This window comes from Pradoshia eiseniae, from assembly GCF_002946355.1.
Lineage (GTDB): Bacteria > Bacillota > Bacilli > Bacillales > Pradoshiaceae > Pradoshia > Pradoshia eiseniae.
This window is the reverse complement of record NZ_PKOZ01000016.1, coordinates 14632-33953: the sequence shown is the minus strand read 5'-3', so window position 1 is coordinate 33953 and position 19322 is coordinate 14632. Positions and strand designations below refer to the sequence as shown.

The 19322-nt window shown below is 43.0% G+C and carries 22 protein-coding genes and 1 riboswitch; of the genes, 11 read left to right on the top strand and 11 right to left on the bottom strand.

Annotated features, from left to right (window positions below; translation table 11 throughout):
• The first annotated feature begins 60 nt into the window (after positions 1 to 60).
• Together CYL18_RS16730 and CYL18_RS19640 are read left to right on the top strand one after the other, a co-directional pair.
• Positions 61 to 1512 (top strand): o-succinylbenzoate--CoA ligase, encoded by a 1452-nt coding sequence (locus CYL18_RS16730; protein ID WP_407984618.1) that lies wholly within the window; start codon positions 61 to 63, stop codon positions 1510 to 1512.
• An 85-nt stretch (positions 1513 to 1597) separates the two neighbouring features.
• Positions 1598 to 1729: a hypothetical protein gene (locus tag CYL18_RS19640; protein ID WP_269089199.1), complete on the top strand. Its 132-nt coding sequence runs from the start codon at positions 1598 to 1600 to the stop codon at positions 1727 to 1729.
• Between the two features lie 79 nt (positions 1730 to 1808).
• On the opposite strand, the gene CYL18_RS16725 is transcribed toward CYL18_RS19640, so the two are convergent.
• The 4 genes from CYL18_RS16725 to yidD form a co-directional block, all read right to left on the bottom strand.
• Positions 1809 to 2564 (bottom strand): sporulation protein, encoded by a 756-nt coding sequence (locus CYL18_RS16725; protein WP_104850654.1) that lies wholly within the window; start codon positions 2562 to 2564, stop codon positions 1809 to 1811.
• Between the two features lie 126 nt (positions 2565 to 2690).
• Complete coding sequence (locus CYL18_RS16720; RefSeq protein ID WP_104850653.1) at positions 2691 to 2861, bottom strand: DUF1540 domain-containing protein; 171 nt, start codon at positions 2859 to 2861, stop codon at positions 2691 to 2693.
• Between the two features lie 133 nt (positions 2862 to 2994).
• Positions 2995 to 3948, bottom strand: coding sequence for a metal ABC transporter solute-binding protein, Zn/Mn family (locus CYL18_RS16715; RefSeq protein ID WP_104850652.1), 954 nt, complete (start codon positions 3946 to 3948; stop codon positions 2995 to 2997).
• A 127-nt stretch (positions 3949 to 4075) separates the two neighbouring features.
• On the bottom strand, positions 4076 to 4300 hold the full coding sequence (yidD, locus tag CYL18_RS16710; protein WP_104850668.1) for a membrane protein insertion efficiency factor YidD: 225 nt from the start codon (positions 4298 to 4300) through the stop codon (positions 4076 to 4078).
• Between the two features lie 135 nt (positions 4301 to 4435).
• Between yidD and CYL18_RS16705 the strand changes: the two genes are divergently transcribed.
• Positions 4436 to 4909: an S-ribosylhomocysteine lyase gene (locus CYL18_RS16705; RefSeq protein ID WP_104850651.1), complete on the top strand. Its 474-nt coding sequence runs from the start codon at positions 4436 to 4438 to the stop codon at positions 4907 to 4909.
• Positions 4910 to 4936: 27 nt separating this feature from the next.
• Here CYL18_RS16705 and ytzI read toward each other — a convergent pair whose 3' ends face one another.
• On the bottom strand, positions 4937 to 5101 hold the full coding sequence (gene ytzI / locus CYL18_RS16700) for a YtzI protein (protein ID WP_104850650.1): 165 nt from the start codon (positions 5099 to 5101) through the stop codon (positions 4937 to 4939).
• A gap of 102 nt (positions 5102 to 5203) precedes the next feature.
• Entirely contained in the window at positions 5204 to 5446 is a 243-nt protein-coding gene (locus tag CYL18_RS16695) for a DUF6154 family protein (RefSeq protein WP_104850649.1), read from the bottom strand.
• Between the two features lie 189 nt (positions 5447 to 5635).
• On the opposite strand from CYL18_RS16695, the gene ytkD reads away from it, so the two are divergent.
• On the top strand, positions 5636 to 6118 hold the full coding sequence (gene ytkD / locus CYL18_RS16690; RefSeq protein ID WP_104850648.1) for an RNA deprotection pyrophosphohydrolase: 483 nt from the start codon (positions 5636 to 5638) through the stop codon (positions 6116 to 6118).
• Here ytkD and CYL18_RS16685 read toward each other — a convergent pair.
• From CYL18_RS16685 to CYL18_RS16675, 3 genes are read right to left on the bottom strand one after another with little or no spacing between them, the layout of a single operon-like run.
• Positions 6096 to 6908: an ABC transporter permease gene (locus CYL18_RS16685; RefSeq protein WP_104850647.1), complete on the bottom strand. Its 813-nt coding sequence runs from the start codon at positions 6906 to 6908 to the stop codon at positions 6096 to 6098. The two genes, ytkD and CYL18_RS16685, sit on opposite strands and share 23 nt — an antisense overlap.
• Positions 6901 to 7665 (bottom strand): ABC transporter ATP-binding protein, encoded by a 765-nt coding sequence (locus CYL18_RS16680; protein ID WP_104850646.1) that lies wholly within the window; start codon positions 7663 to 7665, stop codon positions 6901 to 6903. The genes CYL18_RS16685 and CYL18_RS16680 overlap by 8 nt, the downstream gene beginning before the upstream one ends.
• A gap of 18 nt (positions 7666 to 7683) precedes the next feature.
• Complete coding sequence (locus CYL18_RS16675) at positions 7684 to 8697, bottom strand: ABC transporter substrate-binding protein (RefSeq protein WP_407984615.1); 1014 nt, start codon at positions 8695 to 8697, stop codon at positions 7684 to 7686.
• A 190-nt stretch (positions 8698 to 8887) separates the two neighbouring features.
• Here CYL18_RS16675 and CYL18_RS16670 point away from each other — a divergent pair, with 190 nt between their 5' ends.
• The 3 genes from CYL18_RS16670 (at position 8888) to CYL18_RS16660 (ending at position 10590) form a co-directional block, all read left to right on the top strand.
• Positions 8888 to 9631 (top strand): alpha/beta hydrolase family protein, encoded by a 744-nt coding sequence (locus CYL18_RS16670; RefSeq protein WP_104850644.1) that lies wholly within the window; start codon positions 8888 to 8890, stop codon positions 9629 to 9631.
• Positions 9632 to 9654: 23 nt separating this feature from the next.
• Positions 9655 to 9897 (top strand): DUF2584 domain-containing protein, encoded by a 243-nt coding sequence (locus CYL18_RS16665; protein ID WP_104850643.1) that lies wholly within the window; start codon positions 9655 to 9657, stop codon positions 9895 to 9897.
• A gap of 99 nt (positions 9898 to 9996) precedes the next feature.
• Positions 9997 to 10590 carry a nucleotidyltransferase family protein gene (locus CYL18_RS16660; protein ID WP_104850667.1) on the top strand — a complete coding sequence of 198 codons (594 nt, stop codon included), beginning with the start codon at positions 9997 to 9999 and terminating at the stop codon, positions 10588 to 10590.
• Between the two features lie 54 nt (positions 10591 to 10644).
• On the opposite strand, the gene pckA is transcribed toward CYL18_RS16660, so the two are convergent.
• Complete coding sequence (pckA, locus tag CYL18_RS16655; RefSeq protein ID WP_104850642.1) at positions 10645 to 12231, bottom strand: phosphoenolpyruvate carboxykinase (ATP); 1587 nt, start codon at positions 12229 to 12231, stop codon at positions 10645 to 10647.
• Between the two features lie 326 nt (positions 12232 to 12557).
• A riboswitch (SAM riboswitch) is annotated at positions 12558 to 12686 on the top strand.
• Between the two features lie 123 nt (positions 12687 to 12809).
• Here pckA and metK point away from each other — a divergent pair.
• Positions 12810 to 14009, top strand: a complete 1200-nt coding sequence (metK, locus tag CYL18_RS16650; RefSeq protein WP_104850641.1) for a methionine adenosyltransferase — start codon at positions 12810 to 12812, stop codon at positions 14007 to 14009.
• Between the two features lie 394 nt (positions 14010 to 14403).
• The gene (gene asnB / locus CYL18_RS16645; RefSeq protein WP_104850640.1) at positions 14404 to 16290 is read left to right on the top strand and encodes an asparagine synthase (glutamine-hydrolyzing); all 1887 of its coding nucleotides are present in this window, start codon (positions 14404 to 14406) and stop codon (positions 16288 to 16290) included.
• A gap of 472 nt (positions 16291 to 16762) precedes the next feature.
• Here the strand turns inward: asnB and CYL18_RS16640 are convergent, their stop codons facing one another.
• Complete coding sequence (locus tag CYL18_RS16640) at positions 16763 to 17293, bottom strand: gamma carbonic anhydrase (RefSeq protein ID WP_104850639.1); 531 nt, start codon at positions 17291 to 17293, stop codon at positions 16763 to 16765.
• Between the two features lie 109 nt (positions 17294 to 17402).
• Between CYL18_RS16640 and CYL18_RS16635 the strand changes: the two genes are divergently transcribed.
• Both CYL18_RS16635 and CYL18_RS16630 read left to right on the top strand, forming a co-directional pair.
• Entirely contained in the window at positions 17403 to 18206 is an 804-nt protein-coding gene (locus CYL18_RS16635) for an alpha/beta hydrolase (RefSeq protein WP_104850638.1), read from the top strand.
• 14 nt (positions 18207 to 18220) lie between these two features.
• Positions 18221 to 19300, top strand: coding sequence for a tetraprenyl-beta-curcumene synthase family protein (locus CYL18_RS16630; protein ID WP_407984620.1), 1080 nt, complete (start codon positions 18221 to 18223; stop codon positions 19298 to 19300).
• The last annotated feature ends 22 nt before the right edge of the window (positions 19301 to 19322 follow it).

Genomic DNA, 19322 nt, shown 5'->3' with positions numbered 1-19322 from the left:
AGCTTGACGCTTAGTTTCGTCAGGCTGTTTCCATTTTTATAGAGTGAAAAAGGTGAGGATATGTTAACACAAGGAATTTCATCTATACCGCAATTGCTTAATCAGCGTGCAGCCTTGACTCCTGAGAGAGACGCCTTGTTCTTTGAGGGGAGCCGCTGGTCCTTTGATGAATTAAGACAGATGTCTCTTCTTTATGCCGAAAAGCTCACGGGTCATGGCATCTCCCGCGGACAGCTGGTGGCGCTGCAAATGCGAAACAGTGCTGAGATGGTCTTCGTCATTCATGGGCTTATGATGATTGGAGCTAAAACGCTTTTACTCAATGTACGGTTGACCGACCATGAGCGTGAGTGGCAGATTCGGGATGCAAAGGCTGATTTCTTGGTTTCGGATAAGGAGGCAGAGAGTGAGGTCAAGATTATTACTTTAGCGTCACTCAGGGAGACAGCGCCGCAGAGGTGTCTTTTCCTTAAGGAACTGGATCTTGCTGAGACGGCAACGATTATGTATACATCTGGAACGACGGGAAAGCCAAAGGCCGTCAAACAAACATATGGAAACCATCTATTCAGTGCTTTTGGCTCTGTGCTCAATCTCGGTTTAGGGGATAATGACAAATGGTTATGCACAATGCCGTTATTTCATATAAGCGGCCTATCCATCTTATTTCGCTCCGTCATCTATGGAAGCCCTGTTGTCCTTCATCGGCAATTTGATCCAAGGCTTGCAAATCAGGCCATTCAAACTGAAGGCGTGACCATTATGTCCGTTGTTTCTGCCATGTTAAGCCGTATGCTGGATGATTTGGGAGAAGCCGAGTATCCAGAGAGCTTTCGAGGCATGCTCTTAGGTGGCGGACCAGCACCAATGCCATTATTGAAACGCAGTGCCGAGAAAGGGATTCGCGTCTTCCAGACATATGGTATGACGGAGACATCCTCTCAAATCGCTACCCTTGCGCCGGAGGATGCCATAAGGAAAATCGGTTCATCCGGCAAGCCCTTATTCCCATGTGCAATCTCCATCTGGAAGGAAGACCGGGAAGCAAGCGCTAATGAACCTGGTGAGATACGCGTTAAAGGACCGAACGTGACACCTGGCTATCTTCATGGAAGAGGCAGTGAGTCTTTTAGGGATGGCTGGTTTTACACAGGAGACCTTGGTTACTTGGATGAGGAGGGCTATTTATATATGCTTGACCGCCGTTCTGACTTAATCATCTCCGGTGGGGAAAATGTGTATCCAGCAGAGATTGAATCCGTGCTGAGCGCGTACCCGGCAGTGAGGGAAGCAGGTGTGACTGGAATAATTGACGATAGCTGGGGAGCCGTACCAGCAGCCGCGCTCGTCTTAAAGGATGGCGCCGTATTCAATGAGGAGGAAATTCTGCATTTCTGTAAAGAGAGGCTTGCCAGGTACAAGATTCCCAAGCATTTCGCCATTGTGCATGAGCTTCCCCGCAATGCTTCTAATAAGCTTGTCCGGAAAGAATTAACCAAATATTTTTGGTGAATTCAGAAAATTGGGTGAAGGACTTATTCTTTTCAGTCTTGATTTCCAGTATAATAATAAAAAGACATGAAAAGGCGGGGAGAAAATGGCTCGTTCGAAAAAGCAATACTTAATTGCAGAGATTCTATTGCGGCGCGGACTTCCATTATCAGTGATAACCGCAATTACTAACATTGCTGAAAAAGAAGTCGCGTCATTATTAAAGGAAATCAAATAAAATGAAAGCGCCTATATGAAGGCGCTTTCATTTTGTTTTTAATGATTAGGCTAGACCATTTGGCTAGCCCATAATTCTTTTAGCTGTGCTGGCGGATAAGGCTGGTCAACCGGCTGTTGAGAGATGATAAATCCCCTTGGCCGTAGGTGAACCTCACAAAGCTTTCATCAAGCCCTAAAGCTTCAAAAATGCCAAAGCCGCGAGCTCTTCGGTCAATTTGGAGAAGAACCTCAATTTGATCCTGCGAGACGTAAAAAATGGCTTCGAGCTCGTCTAGTTTTGAACGAAATTCCCCGCTGATTGGCTTGAATTCAAATTCCTGCACGAACGGAAATCTCTTGCGAATGGATGCGGGAGCTTTCTTGCATTCTACCTCACGCAGACGGAATCCAATCTCGCTAACAGTCTGGAGAAATTCAAGTACAAGTGGATGGGGATTAATATCGATGTAATCCTGGTCTTGCGGGTCAACAGCGTTTTTGATATCCAATCCAGTTTGAATCCATGCGCGTGTACGCCCTTTTGTAATAGGAACGTCATAGGGCAGCTGGAAGGAGAACGGGATTTCCTTTAACTCATTCGGCTGAATCAGGAAGGCTTCGGATAGTTGATATTTCTCAACCACTGCTTTTTGGGTGAACTTTTTGTCATCTTGCTCGACCTCATACGTTACCATGAGTGACAGATAAAGCCGCTCAATCTGCTGTTCTGTTTTGCCGCCTTGAACAATCACCTTGCCGGATAACTCTTCTCCGACTGTGTAGCTTGTTTTATACAATTGAGTATCGACCTTGGCTGCTCCAATTCCTATAGAACTTAGCATTTTATTTAGCATCTCTCAACTTCTCCCTTTTTGAAAAGTTTTATTATATATGTTGAATTTATTATATAATTAACTCAGATTTAAGACTAGTCTGATTTTTGCAAAAAAGAGGCTTCTTGCGAGAGAAGCCTCATGATATTAAAGGTGTGTTTCGCTTGCTGGACGGAATGTCTTGCAGCCGGTATCGCCGCTTTTATGAGCCCGCTCCTCTGAATAAGTGTGCACAGCGATTCGTTCGGCTGCACATTTATTGCCCTCTTTCCAGAAATGACATGAATCGACTGAGCATTTGACTCCATGTGGCATCATCAATCCCCTCCTTTAATGTTTAGGATGCAGCGGAAACGGTGTTTTATGAGCAGAAAAATATGGGCATGCATGATAAAAAAAAGCGGAAGATAGACCTCCATGCAGGAGTTATCTTCCGCTTTTGTTTATCAGCTTAGTTTAGGGCTGTATTCAATGATTCAAGATTATCTTCCATGATGGAGAAATAATCACGGTCCTTGTCGATGTCATCCTGAGTCAATGTAGCCAGATTATGAATAGGAAGTGTGGTCAGCTTTGCCTCATTTTTGATAACGTTTGTCAATTTGCTGCTGACATTCTGCTCAACAAGGAGGTATTTTAAGTTATATTTTCTTGCCTTTTCTACAAGATTCTGCAAGGATTTCTGGCTTGGTTCCTCTGAAGTAGAGATGCCAGAAATGCTGATTTGATCAAGTCCATATCTAGAGGTCCAATAACCAAAGGCAGCATGAGAAACGAGGAATTCAGAATGCTTGGCGTTCTCGATTGTTTTGGAGTAATCCTCATTCAGATTGTCCAGCTTCTCGGCTAATGCTTCGTAATTTGACTCGAATGTATCGCTTTGTTCAGGCAGTTTAGAGGATAGGGAGTCCTTAATCAATTCGGCCATTTCCTTTGCGTAGACTGGATCAATCCATAGGTGAGGGTCAGTTGAGCCATGTTCATGGCCGTGATCATCCTCTTCCTCATGATTATGTTCTTCCGCTGTATGGCTGTCCTCACCAATGTGAACCTCCTCGCCAATAGCGATCATATCGACATTCTCATTTTTTAACGTTTTCTTGGCGTTGGTAACAAAGCCTTCAAGATTATAGCCTATATAGTAGAATAGGTCAGCTTCTGCAATGTTGATGATATCCTTTTGGGTTGGTTCAAAAGTGTGTTCATCAACTCCAGCTGGATAGACAGAGTTTACATCAACATAGTCGCCGCCAATTTGTTCCGCAAAGTATTGGAGAGGATAAACAGTTGTGTAGATGGTTATTTTATTATCATCTTTCTTGGTCTCGGATGAGGACGAACCGCAGCCGGCCAAGAAAACGGATGCTGTCAGAATTAGTGCGAATATAAATGTTAGCTTACGCAAAGCTAATGCCTCCTTTTTCTCTTAATCGTACTGATTACGATTTAAACGACATAAAAATAAATCGAAATGATTTCGATTTAATATAGAGTAATGATACAGCTTTTTTTTTGATAAATCAAGTAGTTTATCAACTATCCTTTTTCTCCGGTACGGGATCGAAGCCTCCTGGATGGAAGGGATGACATTTTGATATTCGCTTAATGGTAAGCCATGTTCCTTTCAACGCTCCAAAGCGTTCGATAGCCTCAAGGCCATATGTGGAGCAAGTTGGATAAAAGCGGCAGCTTGGCGGTTTTAGCGGTGAGATGCCTACTCGATAAAAACGGATTATTTTTAGCAGTATTTTTTTCATGTCGGATAACTTCTTTCCTGTTTGGTCTTTTTCCCATATGATAAAGTTTTTTGCTTGAAACAGCAAATTTTTAAGATGAAATATATGTGAGGAAGAGGTAGAATGAATAGGAGTAAAAAAGGAGGTCATGAATATATGCCATCTGTAGAAAGCTTTGAATTGGATCATAATGCGGTTAAAGCACCATATGTCCGCCATTGCGGCGTTCATAAGGTGGGGAGCGACGGTGTTGTGAATAAGTTTGATATTCGTTTCTGCCAGCCGAACAAACAAGCGATGAAGCCTGATTCGATTCATACATTAGAACATTTGCTTGCCTTTAATATTCGTAAATATGCTGAGGATTATAGTCATTTTGATATTATTGATATCTCTCCAATGGGCTGCCAGACTGGATTTTATCTCGTTGTAAGCGGTGAGCCGACGGTTGAGGAAATCATCGATGTTCTTGATAAAACGATGAAGGAAGCAGTTGAGATCACTGAGATTCCAGCAGCCAATGAAAAACAATGCGGCCAGGCTAAATTACATGATTTAGAGGGTGCGAAGAAATTGATGAATTTCTGGCTGAAACAATCGAAGGAAGACTTAAAGCAAGTTTTTGCCTGACCTAAAGGAGGATTTATCCTCCTTTTTTTATTTACTCTCAGATGGTAATTCTTCTTTGATGTGCGGATTATTTTCTATGGGGTCAATTGTATGCTTGTATTCGTACGCTTTGGTTGTAACCATAGCTGTAACAGCGATAGTGACGACAATAATGATGGCACTAACAAGAAATACTATGTACATTATTCCCATTTATTATCCTCCTAAAAGACACATTTAAGGATAGTATACCATTTTGAGCACAAAGAAAAAAACCTCCTCAAGTAGGAAGGTTCGGCTATGTATGCATGCCAATCAATGAATTAATTTGGAAATACCCGGTTCAATCAAATCATTCGCAAAGCGCTTCTTTAAGCTGTTAGCTAAATATAACCCCATCAGATTATATAGTTCATGGTCCTCTAGTTCGCTAATCAGCTGTAGCACATCAGTGCGGTCAAGCTGCTCCAAAACGGCGAGTGTCAATACATCGATATCATCGTCATCCCCGGTAAGTTTATCACGATATAGTTGATATAATTCATCTATGAAATTCATACTTTAAACTCCTTCCCTTTTGTATTTCTCTATCCGTATAGTATTTGTTTACCCAAACATTATTAAGTCTACTCTTCAAAAATAAGAAATATTGCAAAGAAGGCGTTGAATATGGGGGGATTGGAATGGAATGCTATAATCTTATGTAGATAGAGCCATGAATTATCCATTATAGAGGAGGTGACAAGAATGAAGATATTTCAGGATTTCTATGGGAATAAGGTTCAATGGCATGATGAGCAAGGATTATTTGAGGAGAGGGCTGCCCATGTTCTCGTGATTTGTTCATTTGAGGGGAAGTGGCTGCTGACGCAACATCCTAAGCGTGGGATTGAATTTCCCGGTGGAAAAGTTGAAGAAAATGAAACCCCTGTTCAGGCAGCGATACGTGAGGTGAGAGAAGAAACAGGGGGAATCGTGGGTAACTTAGTTCCTCTTGGCGAATATCGAGTGGACAGTGGTGCATCACCAATCATTAAAGCTGTCTACCATGCAGATATTATTGAGATAGAGAGCAAAAGTGATTTTATGGAGACGGATGGTCCCCTCTTGCTGGAGCACTTACCAGATAACTATCAAACCAGCCATGAATACAGCTTTATTATGAAGGATGAGGTAGTTCCTTATTCATTGAGTCGGCTGAGAATCATTAAAGCTGCTGATCACGGATGAGTTTTGATTCAAGGTATTCCACAAATTTATACATAACGGTAGCAAAGACGGCAATAACGAGCAAGGACATGAGAACGAGCGTGAAATTAAAGACTTGGAATCCGTAAATGATTAAGTAGCCGAGCCCCTCTGAGCTAACGAGGAATTCGCCGACAATAACACCGACCCATGCCAGCCCGACATTAACTTTTAAGGTGGATATAATAACCGGCATCGAATAAGGAAGGACGGCTTCCATGAAGATACGTCCTCTTTTAGCCTTAAAGGTTTGCAGCACCTTAATATAATTCGGATCTATGTCCCTGAAGCTTGTATACACAACGATGGTCGTGATGATAACAGAGATGATAATCCCATTTGCAATGATGGAAGAAAGGCCAGGTCCCATGGCGACGATTATGATAGGCCCGAGGGCTACTTTTGGCATCGCGTTAAAGATGACCAAGTATGGATCCAATACTTTGGATAGAAGCGGTGACCACCATAGCACAGCAGCCAATATTGTTCCAAGAAGCGTGCCGAGAATGAAACTGACAACGGTCTCAAATAAAGTGAGTCCGCTATGGGCGGCGAGACTTCCGTCTTGAATTTTCTCGATAAGCATTTCAATGACGCTTGAAGGCGCGGAGAAAAGAAGTGGATCAATCCATAGCAGTCGGCTCGCTGTTTCCCATAAAGCGAAAAAGAGAATAAACAAGATTCCCTGGTAGCTCCATACTTGGCGTTGTGATTTTTTTAATTGCTGAAGGTAGCCGCGGTGCAAGGCTTGAACTTTATTTTCATCAGGCATATTGTTCCATCTCCTTCCAGATGGATTGAAAGATTTCATTGTAATCAGGATGATTCCTGGCCGTAAATGGCGAAAGATTTCTGACTTCATTCGGAACAATGAATTCTTTTTGAATCTTGCCGGGGTGGGGAGAAAGCAGAAAAATACGATCGCTCATGGCCACAGCTTCCCCGATATCATGGGTGACAAGGATGGCTGTTTTTCCAAAGGATTTCAAGGTTGATGAGACTAGGTCCTCTAATTTGAGCTTAGTCTGAAAATCGAGGGCTGAAAATGGCTCATCGAGCAGAAGGAGAGACGGGTTAGTGGCAAGCGTACGAACAAGTGCGACTCGCTGGCGCATTCCTCCGGATAATTCACGCGGGAATTTGGCTAAAACATCTCCAAGTCCAATTTGTTCTAGCAGCGCCACGGCATTTGCTTCATGTTCTTGATCCAGCTTCTTCAAAAGCTTAGGGCCAATCAGAATATTTTCCTTAATGGTCTTCCATGGAAATAGGTAATCCTGCTGAAGCATATAGCCAATGTCCTCCCTGTTTTCCAATACATTATGACCGGATATGGTAACAGAGCCCTCTGTAGGCTTTATTAAACCGGAGACAATGGAGAGCAGGGTGGTTTTGCCGCAGCCGCTTGGGCCGAGAAGGGAAATAAATTCCCCTTTCTCGACACTTAGCGTGATGTCTTCAAGAGCGACGGATGCTTCATTTTTGGATAAATATAGATGTGAGACATTTTCGATTTGGAGTAAAGGCATGATGCTATGCGCTCCTTTTTATTTAGATACTTCTTTAGCGAATGAGGTATCCACTAATGTTTGATGATCGATGAAGGAATCAAGCTCTCCGGCTTCTTTCATGATGTCCTGGAGGTTTGCCCATTCTGCTTGATCAAGAATTGGGTCTAGTGCAAATGATTCCTGTGCTTTGTACCGCTCCACCGCCATGGCGATGATGGAGGCATCGGTGTCCTCAAAATAAGGCGAAATGACATCGGCTACTTCTTTTGAATCCGTTTCTTGTACCCATTGCTGGGCTTTATAGATAGCACGTGTGAATTTTTCAACGGTATCTTGGTTATCTTTTATATAACTCTGTTTAGCCATAAAGGTTGTATAAGGTACATGACCGGATTCCTGGCCAAATGAGGCGACGATATAGCCTTTACCTTCTTTTTCGAACATGCTGGCCTGGGGTTCGAATAGCTGAACAAATTCACCGGTCCCGGATGAGAAGGCGCTTGCGATATTGGCAAAGTCGATGTTTTGAACCAAGTTCAAGTCGCTTTTCGGATCAATGTCATGTTTTTTTAGCACAAACTCACCGACCATCTGCGGCATGCCGCCTTTACGCTGCCCTAAAAAGGTACTGTCTTTGAGCATATCCCAATTGAAATTATCAATTGGTTTCCGGGACACAAGAAAGGTGCCGTCGGTTTGGGTAAGCTGAGCGAAATTAATAACCGGATCGCGTGATTCTTGGCCATGCACATATATGGATGTTTCTGAGCCGACAAGCGCGATATCAGCGCCGCCTGATAATAGGGCCGTCATGGTTTTATCACCGCCCCAGGTGGTCTGCAGGTCGATATCAAGGCCCTCTTCTTTAAAGAAGCCCTTTTCAATGGCAGCATATTGCGGAGCATAGAATATGGAGCGGGTGACCTCTGCTACGCGGACGGGTTTCACCGTCTCCTTCTTTTCTTCTCCGTTATCTTTACAGGCAGCTAAACTAAAGAGAAGAATGATGGAAAACAAGGAGAATAGGCTGGTTTTAAGCTTGTTCTTCAAGGGAAATTCCTCCTTAACAGGCAATATGTATGCCGTAGGTTTGATACTTGCATTGTATGTATTCATGAAAAAATGTGTGAAGGCCTATATGTGAAAGGATTGAGGCGATGTGGAACAGCAGTTCTCTAAACTTGGAGAAATAGTCGAAAAAAGACGATATCCTTCCCCGCACCCAAGGATTTCTTTATATATGGTGAGCTATCTTTCGAATGGATTGGTCGTAAAGGGATTGCTTGCTGAGCCAAAAGATGCGGGAATGTATGATGGATTTCTATATTTGCGCGGCGGTATTAAAAATGTCGGCACGGTTAGGCCAAGCCGGATTATACAATTTGCCTCTCAAGGATTTGTCGTCTTTGCTCCCTTTTATCGAGGGAATCAAGGAGGGGAGGGGGATGAGGACTTTGCCCTTGAGGATCGCTGGGATGCGATTGCTGGCTTTGAATTATTGAAGAGGCATCCAATGGTCAAGCCTGACAGGATCCATCTGTTCGGCTTCTCGCGCGGCGGAATAATGGCCCTTTGGACGGCTATCAGCTGTCCTGAGGCAGCCTCCCTTGTGACGTGGGGCGGTGTTTCTGACATGATTCTCACCTATGAAGAGCGGATTGATCTCCGGAGAATGCTCAAACGGGTCATTGGCGGAAGCCCCATGAAATATCCCGATGCCTACAAAGCGCGCACACCGCTCTATCATGCAGATAAGATTCGCTGTGATGTTCTTATCATTCATGGAGAGGAAGATGAAAATGTTTCAATCCAGCATGCCGTGATGCTCGAGGAACGGCTGACGAATACGCAAAAGCAAGCGGAAACATGGTATTTTCCAGGTTTCACGCATTATTTCCCGCCAAAAATAAACCGCCAAATCGTACGGGATTTGACGAAATGGATGAAAGAAACGGCTTCCAATGGTACGATAGTAGGTAAGTAGAATAAACGGGGGAGTTGAATAATGTGGGCATGCCAATGGAGTTGAATACCCTCATTGTGACGAAATCAAATGAAAAACGTGTACAAGAAAATCTCTTTACACTGCAAAAGGACGGCTACAGAATATACCCAATCGATATCCCGATAGAAATTAGAAGAACCTTGGAGGGAGAGACAAGAGGGACCGCATTGATCAAGAAAGTTGAATGGGAGAATGCCAAGACAACGATTACTTATCAGTTCATCTCCTTGAATTCAAGCAACTAAGAGAGTAAAGCAAACAGATTCATACGGCTGTTTGCTTTTTTGCTATTTCCTTAAACAAAGAATGGATAGGATTTGGTATTTATTAAAATTGGTGAAGGGATGAGTTGGTATGAAAAGGGGGGACAGGGATTGGAGAACGAGGCAGATATCCTTAAAGCCATCGAACAAGATCGTTGGATGATGGAGACTCTTGAGGCAGCGCGTGCCATACATAAGCCTGATTGGTGGATTTGTGCGGGGTTTGTCCGCACAAAGGTATGGGATATCTTGCATGGATATACTAAGCGTAGCCCCCTTCCAGATATTGATTTTATCTATTTTGATGAGGAACAAGCAGAGGAGAGTGTAGAGAAGGAGTTAGAGCGTCAACTGCGGCAATTGCTTCCCGGAAGACCGTGGTCGGTAAAGAATGAGGCACGCATGCATGTAGTTAATAGAATAACACCGTATGCGTCTTCGCGTGATGCCATATCTAAATTCCCTGAAACAGTAAGTGCCCTTGGGGTCAAATTGGATGAGCAAGGGAAGCTGCAGTTAATTGCACCCTGGGGCATTCATGATCTTCTAATGATGAAGATACGCCCTACCACTTTCTTTTCAGAGTCAAAAGAGCGTATGAACATATATGAGAGAAGGATCGAGATGAAGAAATGGCATGTAAGGTGGCCGCTTGTTGAAAAGATAGAGCGCTAAATGATACAAAATCATGAAAAAAAGCGGAGAAACCTTTCTCCGCTTTTGGCTATATTAGGCGATTGGCCCGCCCTTAATGACAATACTAGGGTCAATATTCTTGAATGACAAGAAATTCTCCCGGAACTTTGCTGCTAATTCATGCGCTTTTTTGTTGTAAGCTTCTTCGTCCGCCCATGTTTTATTTGGTTGGAGGACTAAATCGGGAACTCCTGGAACATGAAGCGGGATGTGCAACCCGAATATGCTGTCTTTTATGGTTTCAACATTATTCAGCTCACCCTCAAGGGCAGCTTGCACCATTAAGCGCGTGTAGGAAAGCTTCATTCGGCTTCCTGTACCATATACTCCGCCTGTCCATCCTGTGTTTACAAGGTAAACTTGTACATTATGTTCCTCGATACTCTTGCCGAGCATATCAGCATAGCGAGTTGGCTGTAATGGCAGGAACGGAGAACCGAAGCAGGTTGAGAAGGTAGCCTCAGGAGCGGTAATTCCGCGTTCTGTTCCGGCAAGTTTGCTTGTATAGCCACTAAGGAAATGATACATCGCCTGTTCTTTTGTGAGTTTGCTGATCGGTGGAAGAACACCGAATGCGTCAGCAGTCAAAAAGATAATCGTCGTTGGATGCCCGGCTACGCTTGGATTAACGATATTGCTGATGGCATCAATTGGGTATGCTGCCCGTGTGTTTTCCGTCAGGAAGCCGTTGTCATAATCTGCGATTCTTGTCTTCTCATCAACCATGACATTCTCAAGGACAGATCCAAAGCGGATGGCATCAAAGATTTGCGGCTCCTTCTCCCGGGAAAGATTGATGCATTTTGCATAACAGCCGCCTTCAATATTAAAGACGCCGCTAGGAGACCAGCCATGTTCATCATCCCCAATCAATCGGCGGCTCGGGTCAGCAGACAAAGTAGTTTTGCCTGTACCGGAGAGACCGAAGAATAAGGCGACATCTCCTTCCTGGCCGACATTGGCTGAACAGTGCATGGAGAATACATCCCTCTCAGGCAGCAAATAGTTCATGATGGAGAAGACAGATTTCTTCATTTCCCCAGCGTATTCTGTACCGCCGATTAAGACAATCTTCTTTTCGAAAGAAATGATGATGAACGTTTCTGAATTCGTTCCGTCTACTGCTGGATCTGCCTTAAACCCAGGCGCACAAATAATCGTAAACTCGGAGTGATGGCTTCCTAGCTCTTGTGCTGTAGGACGAATGAGCAGCTGGTGGATAAAGAGGTTATGCCATGCATATTCGTTGATTACTTGAATAGGAAGGCGGTAATCTTGATCAGCGCCAGCATAGCCGTTGAAAACGAAGAGCTCATCTTTCTCGTTTAAGTAGTTAATGACTTTTTCATATAGGTTAGCGAATGCATCCTCGGAAATAGGCCTATTCACATTTCCCCAGTCGATTTTGTCTTTTGAGGATGCTTCTTCTACAATATATTTATCTTTCGGAGATCGACCGGTATACTTCCCTGTCTCCGCTTTAACGGCACCGGTTGATGTCAGGATTCCTTCGTTTCTTGCTAATACTTTTTCAACCAATTGAGGAACGGATAACTGGATGTGCATATTCTCATTTGTTAGCTGTGGTTTCAACTCATTGGATATTTCAACTTGGTTCATAAGAAATCATCCTCTTCCAATTATTGTATTTATCTCTCGTATGGAAAATAGTATAACATATTCGTATTAATTGAACATACTAATTAGGTAAATAAAAATATTAACCAACCTTCTCTAAACCGTAAGAACATTCCCTCCCTCAAGCAGCATAGGCGGAGCTCATTCTAATATATTTCTAAAGTACTTTGTTTAATTATTCACAATAATTATATCAGTTTATTCGCACTATTTCGATACCTGTTGTCCTTAGATTTCATGCGTTATATCATGCACATATATTGACAGTTCATAGTATATTAAGTTAAGATTTAACTTTGAAACGGATACTCTTATCAAGACTCGGTGGAGGGAACAAAGCTCTATGAAGCCGGGGCAACCTGCAGTTTGAATCCATGGAGGTTCACGCAAAGGTGCTAACTTGATGCAAGGCTAATAGAAGCCTTGAACGATGAGAGTGAAAGGCGAATTTCGTGAGATATTAGACCTTTCCTCTTTAGGAAGGTCTTTTTTTGTGCATTCAGGACATGACTAAAGATAATGAGTAGCCGTCATAGAGAAGAATTTAAGGAGGAGTTTTTATGTCGACTAAAAGACATTTGTTTACATCCGAATCTGTAACAGAGGGACATCCGGACAAGATTTGCGATCAGATTTCCGATTCTATTCTAGATGAGATTCTTGCAAAGGATCCCAATGCGCGCGTGGCTTGTGAAACGTCTGTAACGACAGGTCTTGTGCTTGTCGCTGGAGAGATTACGACATCTACTTATGTGGATATCCCGAAAATTGTGCGTGAAACGATTAAAGGAATTGGCTATACAAGGGCGAAGTACGGATTTGATGCAGAGACTTGTGCTGTTTTGACTTCCATTGATGAACAATCAGCGGACATTGCCCAAGGGGTGGACCAGGCACTTGAATCTCGTGAAGGAACGATGACAGATCAAGAAATCGAAGCCATCGGTGCCGGTGACCAAGGTTTAATGTTCGGGTTTGCCTGCAATGAAACTGAGGAACTAATGCCTCTTCCAATTTCACTTGCCCACCAGTTATCAAGAAGATTGACAGAGGTTCGGAAACAAGAGGTACTCCCATACTTGCGACCGGATGGCAAGACTCAAGTCACGGTTGAGTATGATGAGAATGACAAACCAGTTCGCGTAGATACAATTGTCATTTCGACTCAGCATGATCCGGAAACAACATTGGAGGAAATTCAGGCGGATTTGAAGGAGCATGTGATCAAACCGGTTGTCCCAGCACATTTAATTGATGAATCGACAAAATACTTCATCAACCCAACAGGCCGCTTTGTTATTGGCGGACCGCAAGGCGATGCTGGATTAACTGGACGCAAAATCATCGTTGATACGTATGGCGGGTACGCTCGTCATGGCGGCGGCGCGTTCTCAGGAAAGGATGCAACAAAAGTGGACCGTTCCGCAGCTTATGCGGCAAGATACGTAGCGAAGAACATCGTAGCGGCAGGTCTTGCTGAAAAGGCTGAGGTCCAGCTGGCTTATGCGATTGGTGTTGCACAGCCTGTATCCATCTCCGTGAACACATTCGGTACTGGCAAGATAGATGAAGAGAAGTTAGTGGAACTTATCCGTGTGAACTTTGATCTTCGTCCAGCAGGCATTATCAAAATGCTTGATCTCCGACGTCCAATCTACAAGCAAACAGCTGCTTATGGTCATTTTGGCCGCAACGATCTGAATCTTCCATGGGAAAAAACAGATAAGGCTGAAGACTTGCGCGCACAAGCGGCAATTTAAACGACTATAAGGTGTACAGACTGCAGATAAAATCATTCGTGATTTTGTCTGCAGTTTTTTTATTTAAATCAGGTTTTCTTCATCGTTGGAACTAGAAGGACCGCCAAAGAAAGGATTCCTTGAGAATAGAGACAGCTATTTTTGCAAAGAATACCCAAAAATAAAACAAAATCAGGAAGTGATGGACGTTCCCTATGTCTGTGAATCAAATCTTACCTTAGGATATATCGAGTCCTGAGGTTTTTTCTTCTTACTGGACAAAAGATTTATAAAAAATACATATATTTCATAAAAAAGGAAAAATATAACTCTTTCTTCGACAATTAATGCATAGAAAGTCTGATAATATGTTGGCGGAATGATAAATAATTTATAAGTGAGGTTTTTATTAATAATGTGCGGTTTCGTTGGATGTGTTTGGAATCAATGCCAAGACGCTGTTGTCGCAGATGATTTAAAGAAAATGAACAATCTTATTTACCATAGGGGACCGGATGATAAGGGATTTTATGTGGATGAGCATATTCAACTAGGGTTCCGCCGTTTAAGCATCATTGACCTTGAAAGCGGGCATCAGCCGCTCTCGTTCGAGAATGAGCGATACTGGATTATCTTTAATGGAGAAATTTACAATTATTTGGAGCTTAGAGAAGAGCTTGCCTTTAAAGGGCTTGAATTTAAAACAAACTCTGATACGGAAGCCATCCTCGCTGCGTATGCTTTTTATGGAGAAGATGCTGTCAATTATCTCCGCGGCATGTTTGGGTTTGTTATATGGGACAAAGAGGAGAAATCCATCTTTGCTGCGCGTGATCCATTTGGAATTAAGCCTTTCTTTTATAAAGAGGAGGGAGAGAAACTATTCTTTGCCTCTGAGAAAAAAAGCATAGTGTTGGCTGCAGGTGAGGAAAAGGTCAATGTGGATGCTTTGCAGAACTATTTGACTTATCAATTCGTGCCAGAGCCAGAGACTATGACAGAAGGAATCCAAAAGCTTTTGCCAGGCCATTATTTAAAGAAAAAAATTGGTGAGCCAATTGAGATCGGGCGTTATTGGAAAGCGGCGTTTTCGCCGGCTCTAAAGTCTGAAGAAACTTGGGTGGAGGAAATCCGGGAAGTGATGATTGACAGCGTACAAAAGCATATGCGCTCAGACGTACCGGTCGGCTCCTTTCTGTCGGGCGGAATTGATTCATCTATCATCGCTTCTATCGCCAAGAAATCTCATCCCGGCATAAAGACATTCTCTGTCGGATTTGAGCATGAAGGATTTAGCGAGATTGACGTAGCGAAAGAAACAGCAGAAAAGCTGGACGTAGAAAATATAAGCTATATTATTACACCTGAAGAATATATGCAGGAGCTGCCGAAGATTATGTGGCATGCTGATGACCCATTGGCTGACCCAGCATGTGTTCCGCTTTATTTTGTGTCAAGGGAAGCGAGGAAGCATGTGAAGGTTGTATTGTCAGGCGAAGGAGCGGATGAGCTGTTTGGCGGATACAATATTTACCGTGAACCTCAATCGCTTGAAATATTCTCCAAAATGCCGCGTATCTTAACTCGCTCTCTTAAACAGATTGCAGCCATACTCCCTGAGGGTGTAAAAGGGAAGAGCTTCATTGAACGAGGCTGTACACCAATGGAGGAACGTTATATCGGCAATGCAAAAATGTTTTTGGAGAACGAAAAGAAGGAGCTGTACAAGCCTTATCACGACGGGCTGGATTATAAGAAAATCACAGCGCCATTCTATGAAGATACTGCGGGTTATGAGGATGTCAGCAAGATGCAATATATTGACATTCATACATGGCTGAGAGGGGATATACTCTTAAAAGCCGACCGTATGACAATGGCACACTCCTTAGAACTGCGCGTACCGTTCCTAGATAAGAGAGTGTTTGAAGTAGCCTCACAGATTCCATCTGACATGAAGACTAGCCATGGAACAACCAAGTATATTTTAAGGAAAGCGGTTGAAGGAATTGTTCCTGATCATGTCCTGACTAGAAAGAAACTTGGATTTCCAGTTCCTATTCGTCATTGGCTGAAAAATGAAATGTATGACTGGGCGATGGATCTGATTATTGATAGTGAAACCGATCACCTATTCGATAAGGATGTCATCTTCCGTTTGCTCGATGGCCATGTGAAAGGAAAAGGTGATTATAGCCGTAAGATTTGGACAGTGCTCGTGTTCATGATCTGGCATGGAGTATATATCGAAAAAAAGTATCCTTTCCAAACGAAGCCTGAAGAATTAGTTACGATGTCTTAATTGTCAATTGGAGCATCCGCGTTTCGTGGATGCTCTTTTATTTAAAAGGCTCTGTTAAAGTTTAGTGTTGATACTTTAACATCGTTGATTGTAGTGGAAGGTGGCTGACTCCTGCGGGATTAGCGGACAGGGGAGACCCACAGGCGCTGAAAGCGCCCGGGAGGCTCCCCGACCGCCCCGCGGAAAGCAGCCACCTGTAACGAAAATCAACATTTATATTTAACAAAGCCATTTAAAAAAATGAAGAGAAATGAAACCAAATCATTTCTCAATCAGTACAATTAGTATGGATATCTATTGTATTAGGTTCTTGTGATAAAAAAGACTGAGACATTTTCTGCTATTTGCGGTTTGGAAAGATTATACTTAAAAGATAAAGAACCATAAATCACCGTTATTATTCATGGACGGGAATAATGATAAAGGCAATAAAAAATGGGTATACAATAAGATGTATCCCCATTTGACAGATTTATTGATTTGGCTGAATGGGCTGTAAACTTGCGTAATATTGACCTTTTTCAGCATACTCCTTATAAATTCGGTCCATATCTTTTTTATCCTCCTCAGTCAGGGGCCGGACAACCTTGGCAGGTCTGCCAAAAGCAAGGGTGTTTGGCGGGATGATTTTTCCTTGAGGGACAAGGCTTCCTGCTCCAATGAAAGCTCCTTCGCCTATTTCAGCGCCATCTAGAATGATGGAGCCCATTCCGACCAAGGCTTTGCTCTTTACATGACAGCTATGGAGGATACATTGGTGTCCGATGGTCACATCATCTTCAAGAATCAGCGGATTATTAGGACTTTGATGGAGGACGGAATTATCCTGTACATTTACATTTTTGCCGATTATGACTGGAGCGACATCACCCCTGATGACGGTGTTGAACCAAATGCTTGAGTGTTCACCAATTGTCACATCACCGGTAATGACAGCGTAATCAGCGATATAGGCAGATTTATGTATGGAAGGGATTTTATCCTTATATTGATATAATTTCATTTCATAACCTCCGTAATCTATTGTAAAATTATAGTTAATCAAAAGTGTACATATAAAAAAATCACGTGTAAATATATTTACGTTATAAACAAACTGGAGGAGTGCATCTATGAAAAAATGGGAAACAGAGGGGAAGGCATACGGAGTCATTGTCATAGTCCACGGGGCAATGGAGCATTCCGGAAGATACAATTGGCTTGTCCAAAAGTGGCTGTCAGCTGGATACCATGTTATTATTGGCGATTTGCCTGGACAAGGGATGACCTCAAGGTCCAACCGCGGCCATATCGATTCATTTGATGAATATCTGGATACTGTTGAGACATGGGTTAATGAAGCATACACATTTGGCCTGCCTGTCTTTATGCTTGGCCATAGCATGGGCGGCTTGATTGTTGTTAAAATGCTGCAATCTAGCGAGTTTAACCTTGCTGGCGTCATTCTCTCCTCACCATGCTTTGGCACATTGGTCAATCCGCCAAGGCTGCTCAATTCACTCTCACATGTCTTGAATCTTGTTTATCCATCTTATCGCAGAAGTGCAGGGATAACAATTGACATGGCCACGCGAAATAAAGAAGTCATTGAATTTGATCTAAATGATTCTCTTTATGTGACGACTGTGTCGATTAGGTGGTATCGTGAACTTGTAAAGGCAATGAACGAAGCCTTTGACTTTGATGAGGACTTTCCGGACATTCCATTTTTGGTTATGCAGGCGGGGGATGACAAAATCGTTGACCGCAATTTGGTAAGAGAATGGTTTAATTATTGTCCTTCCTCCGAAAAGCATTATAAGGAGTGGCCGAAGCTTTATCACGAGATATTCAATGAACCAGAGCGAGAGGATGTATTTCAATACGCCAAGACCTTTGTTGAAGCCCGCCTCCGCAATATCGGTTATATCATTTAAGGAGATGGAGAATGTTGAGGCTGCCTGCAACTGAATTCGGATTAGCGAAATTGGTTTTTAAAGATATCTTCCCAATCGTTCATCGGGAATTGGACTATTGGGAGGAAAGAGCGAATTCAATTCCTAATGAGGAGCTTCGAATCCAAGCGAGAGCGAGCATTGCCAACAAGGCCTTCCATTGTGAGGGAGGATCGATTCTCGCCTTACTCGCAGGAGATAACAAGACCAAGGTGATTCAGTTCATCGTAGCCTATCAGACAATCAGTGATTACCTCGACAATCTATGTGATCGCAGTACCTCATTGGATCCCAAAGATTTTGCTCTTTTGCACGAATCCATGAAACATGCACTCAATCCTCAAGCGGAGCTAAAGAATTACTATGAACAGCGAGAGGATCAAAATGATGGCGGCTATTTGGCCGATTTGGTCAAAACATGCCAGGAGGTTTTGCGGGATTTGCCTCATTATGAGGAAATTCAGCCCTATTTGTTTGAACTTTGCGGGTATTATTGCGATCTTCAAATACATAAGCATGTTATATGGGAAGAAAGGGTAGATAGATTACAAGCGTGGTTCGAGACATATCGTCACCGCTTGCCGGAGGGCATGACATGGTATGAATTCAGTGCTTGTGCTGGCTCGACGCTCGGGATCTTTTGTCTCGTATCCTACGCGGTTCGTCCCCGTTTCCGGAATGATTTAGCTAAGGATGTGAGGGATGCTTACTTTCCTTATGTACAAGGTCTTCATATCATGCTGGATTATTTTATCGATCAAGAGGAAGACCGGATCGGGAATGATTTGAACTTTTGTTTTTATTATGAGTCTGAAAAGAAAATGATTGAGCGCTTATGCTATTTTTTGGAGCAGGCTAATCTTGATATCGAAAAGATTCCTGACAGTCGTTTTCATAAGATGGTGAATCAGGGGCTCGTGGGCATTTATCTTGCTGATGGAAAGGTAGCTGAGCAAAAGGATGTCAAAACCCATGTCCGTAAATTACTGAAACAGGGAGGATTCCGCTCCTATTTCTTTTATTGGAATTGTAAGGTTTACTATGCCATGAGAAAAGTGTCAAAGCGAACAGGCTAAAGAACACCTTGAGGGAGGAAAT

What these genes read in the sequence shown, in the direction of transcription:
- CYL18_RS16685 (WP_104850647.1), bottom strand. Translation starts at nt 6,908, where the DNA reads ATGCCTGATGAAAATAAAGTTCAAGCCTTGCACCGCGGCTACCTTCAG.
- CYL18_RS16670 (WP_104850644.1), top strand. Translation starts at nt 8,888, where the DNA reads ATGGTGAGCTATCTTTCGAATGGATTGGTCGTAAAGGGATTGCTTGCT.
- CYL18_RS16705 (WP_104850651.1), top strand. Translation starts at nt 4,436, where the DNA reads ATGCCATCTGTAGAAAGCTTTGAATTGGATCATAATGCGGTTAAAGCA.
- pckA (WP_104850642.1), bottom strand. Translation starts at nt 12,231, where the DNA reads ATGAACCAAGTTGAAATATCCAATGAGTTGAAACCACAGCTAACAAAT.
- metK (WP_104850641.1), top strand. Translation starts at nt 12,810, where the DNA reads ATGTCGACTAAAAGACATTTGTTTACATCCGAATCTGTAACAGAGGGA.
- asnB (WP_104850640.1), top strand. Translation starts at nt 14,404, where the DNA reads ATGTGCGGTTTCGTTGGATGTGTTTGGAATCAATGCCAAGACGCTGTT.
- ytkD (WP_104850648.1), top strand. Translation starts at nt 5,636, where the DNA reads ATGAAGATATTTCAGGATTTCTATGGGAATAAGGTTCAATGGCATGAT.
- CYL18_RS16720 (WP_104850653.1), bottom strand. Translation starts at nt 2,861, where the DNA reads ATGATGCCACATGGAGTCAAATGCTCAGTCGATTCATGTCATTTCTGG.
- ytzI (WP_104850650.1), bottom strand. Translation starts at nt 5,101, where the DNA reads ATGGGAATAATGTACATAGTATTTCTTGTTAGTGCCATCATTATTGTC.
- CYL18_RS16680 (WP_104850646.1), bottom strand. Translation starts at nt 7,665, where the DNA reads ATGCCTTTACTCCAAATCGAAAATGTCTCACATCTATATTTATCCAAA.
- CYL18_RS16695 (WP_104850649.1), bottom strand. Translation starts at nt 5,446, where the DNA reads ATGAATTTCATAGATGAATTATATCAACTATATCGTGATAAACTTACC.
- CYL18_RS16660 (WP_104850667.1), top strand. Translation starts at nt 9,997, where the DNA reads ATGAGTTGGTATGAAAAGGGGGGACAGGGATTGGAGAACGAGGCAGAT.
- CYL18_RS16640 (WP_104850639.1), bottom strand. Translation starts at nt 17,293, where the DNA reads ATGAAATTATATCAATATAAGGATAAAATCCCTTCCATACATAAATCT.
- CYL18_RS16635 (WP_104850638.1), top strand. Translation starts at nt 17,403, where the DNA reads ATGAAAAAATGGGAAACAGAGGGGAAGGCATACGGAGTCATTGTCATA.
- CYL18_RS19640 (WP_269089199.1), top strand. Translation starts at nt 1,598, where the DNA reads ATGGCTCGTTCGAAAAAGCAATACTTAATTGCAGAGATTCTATTGCGG.
- CYL18_RS16730 (WP_407984618.1), top strand. Translation starts at nt 61, where the DNA reads ATGTTAACACAAGGAATTTCATCTATACCGCAATTGCTTAATCAGCGT.
- CYL18_RS16725 (WP_104850654.1), bottom strand. Translation starts at nt 2,564, where the DNA reads ATGCTAAATAAAATGCTAAGTTCTATAGGAATTGGAGCAGCCAAGGTC.
- yidD (WP_104850668.1), bottom strand. Translation starts at nt 4,300, where the DNA reads ATGAAAAAAATACTGCTAAAAATAATCCGTTTTTATCGAGTAGGCATC.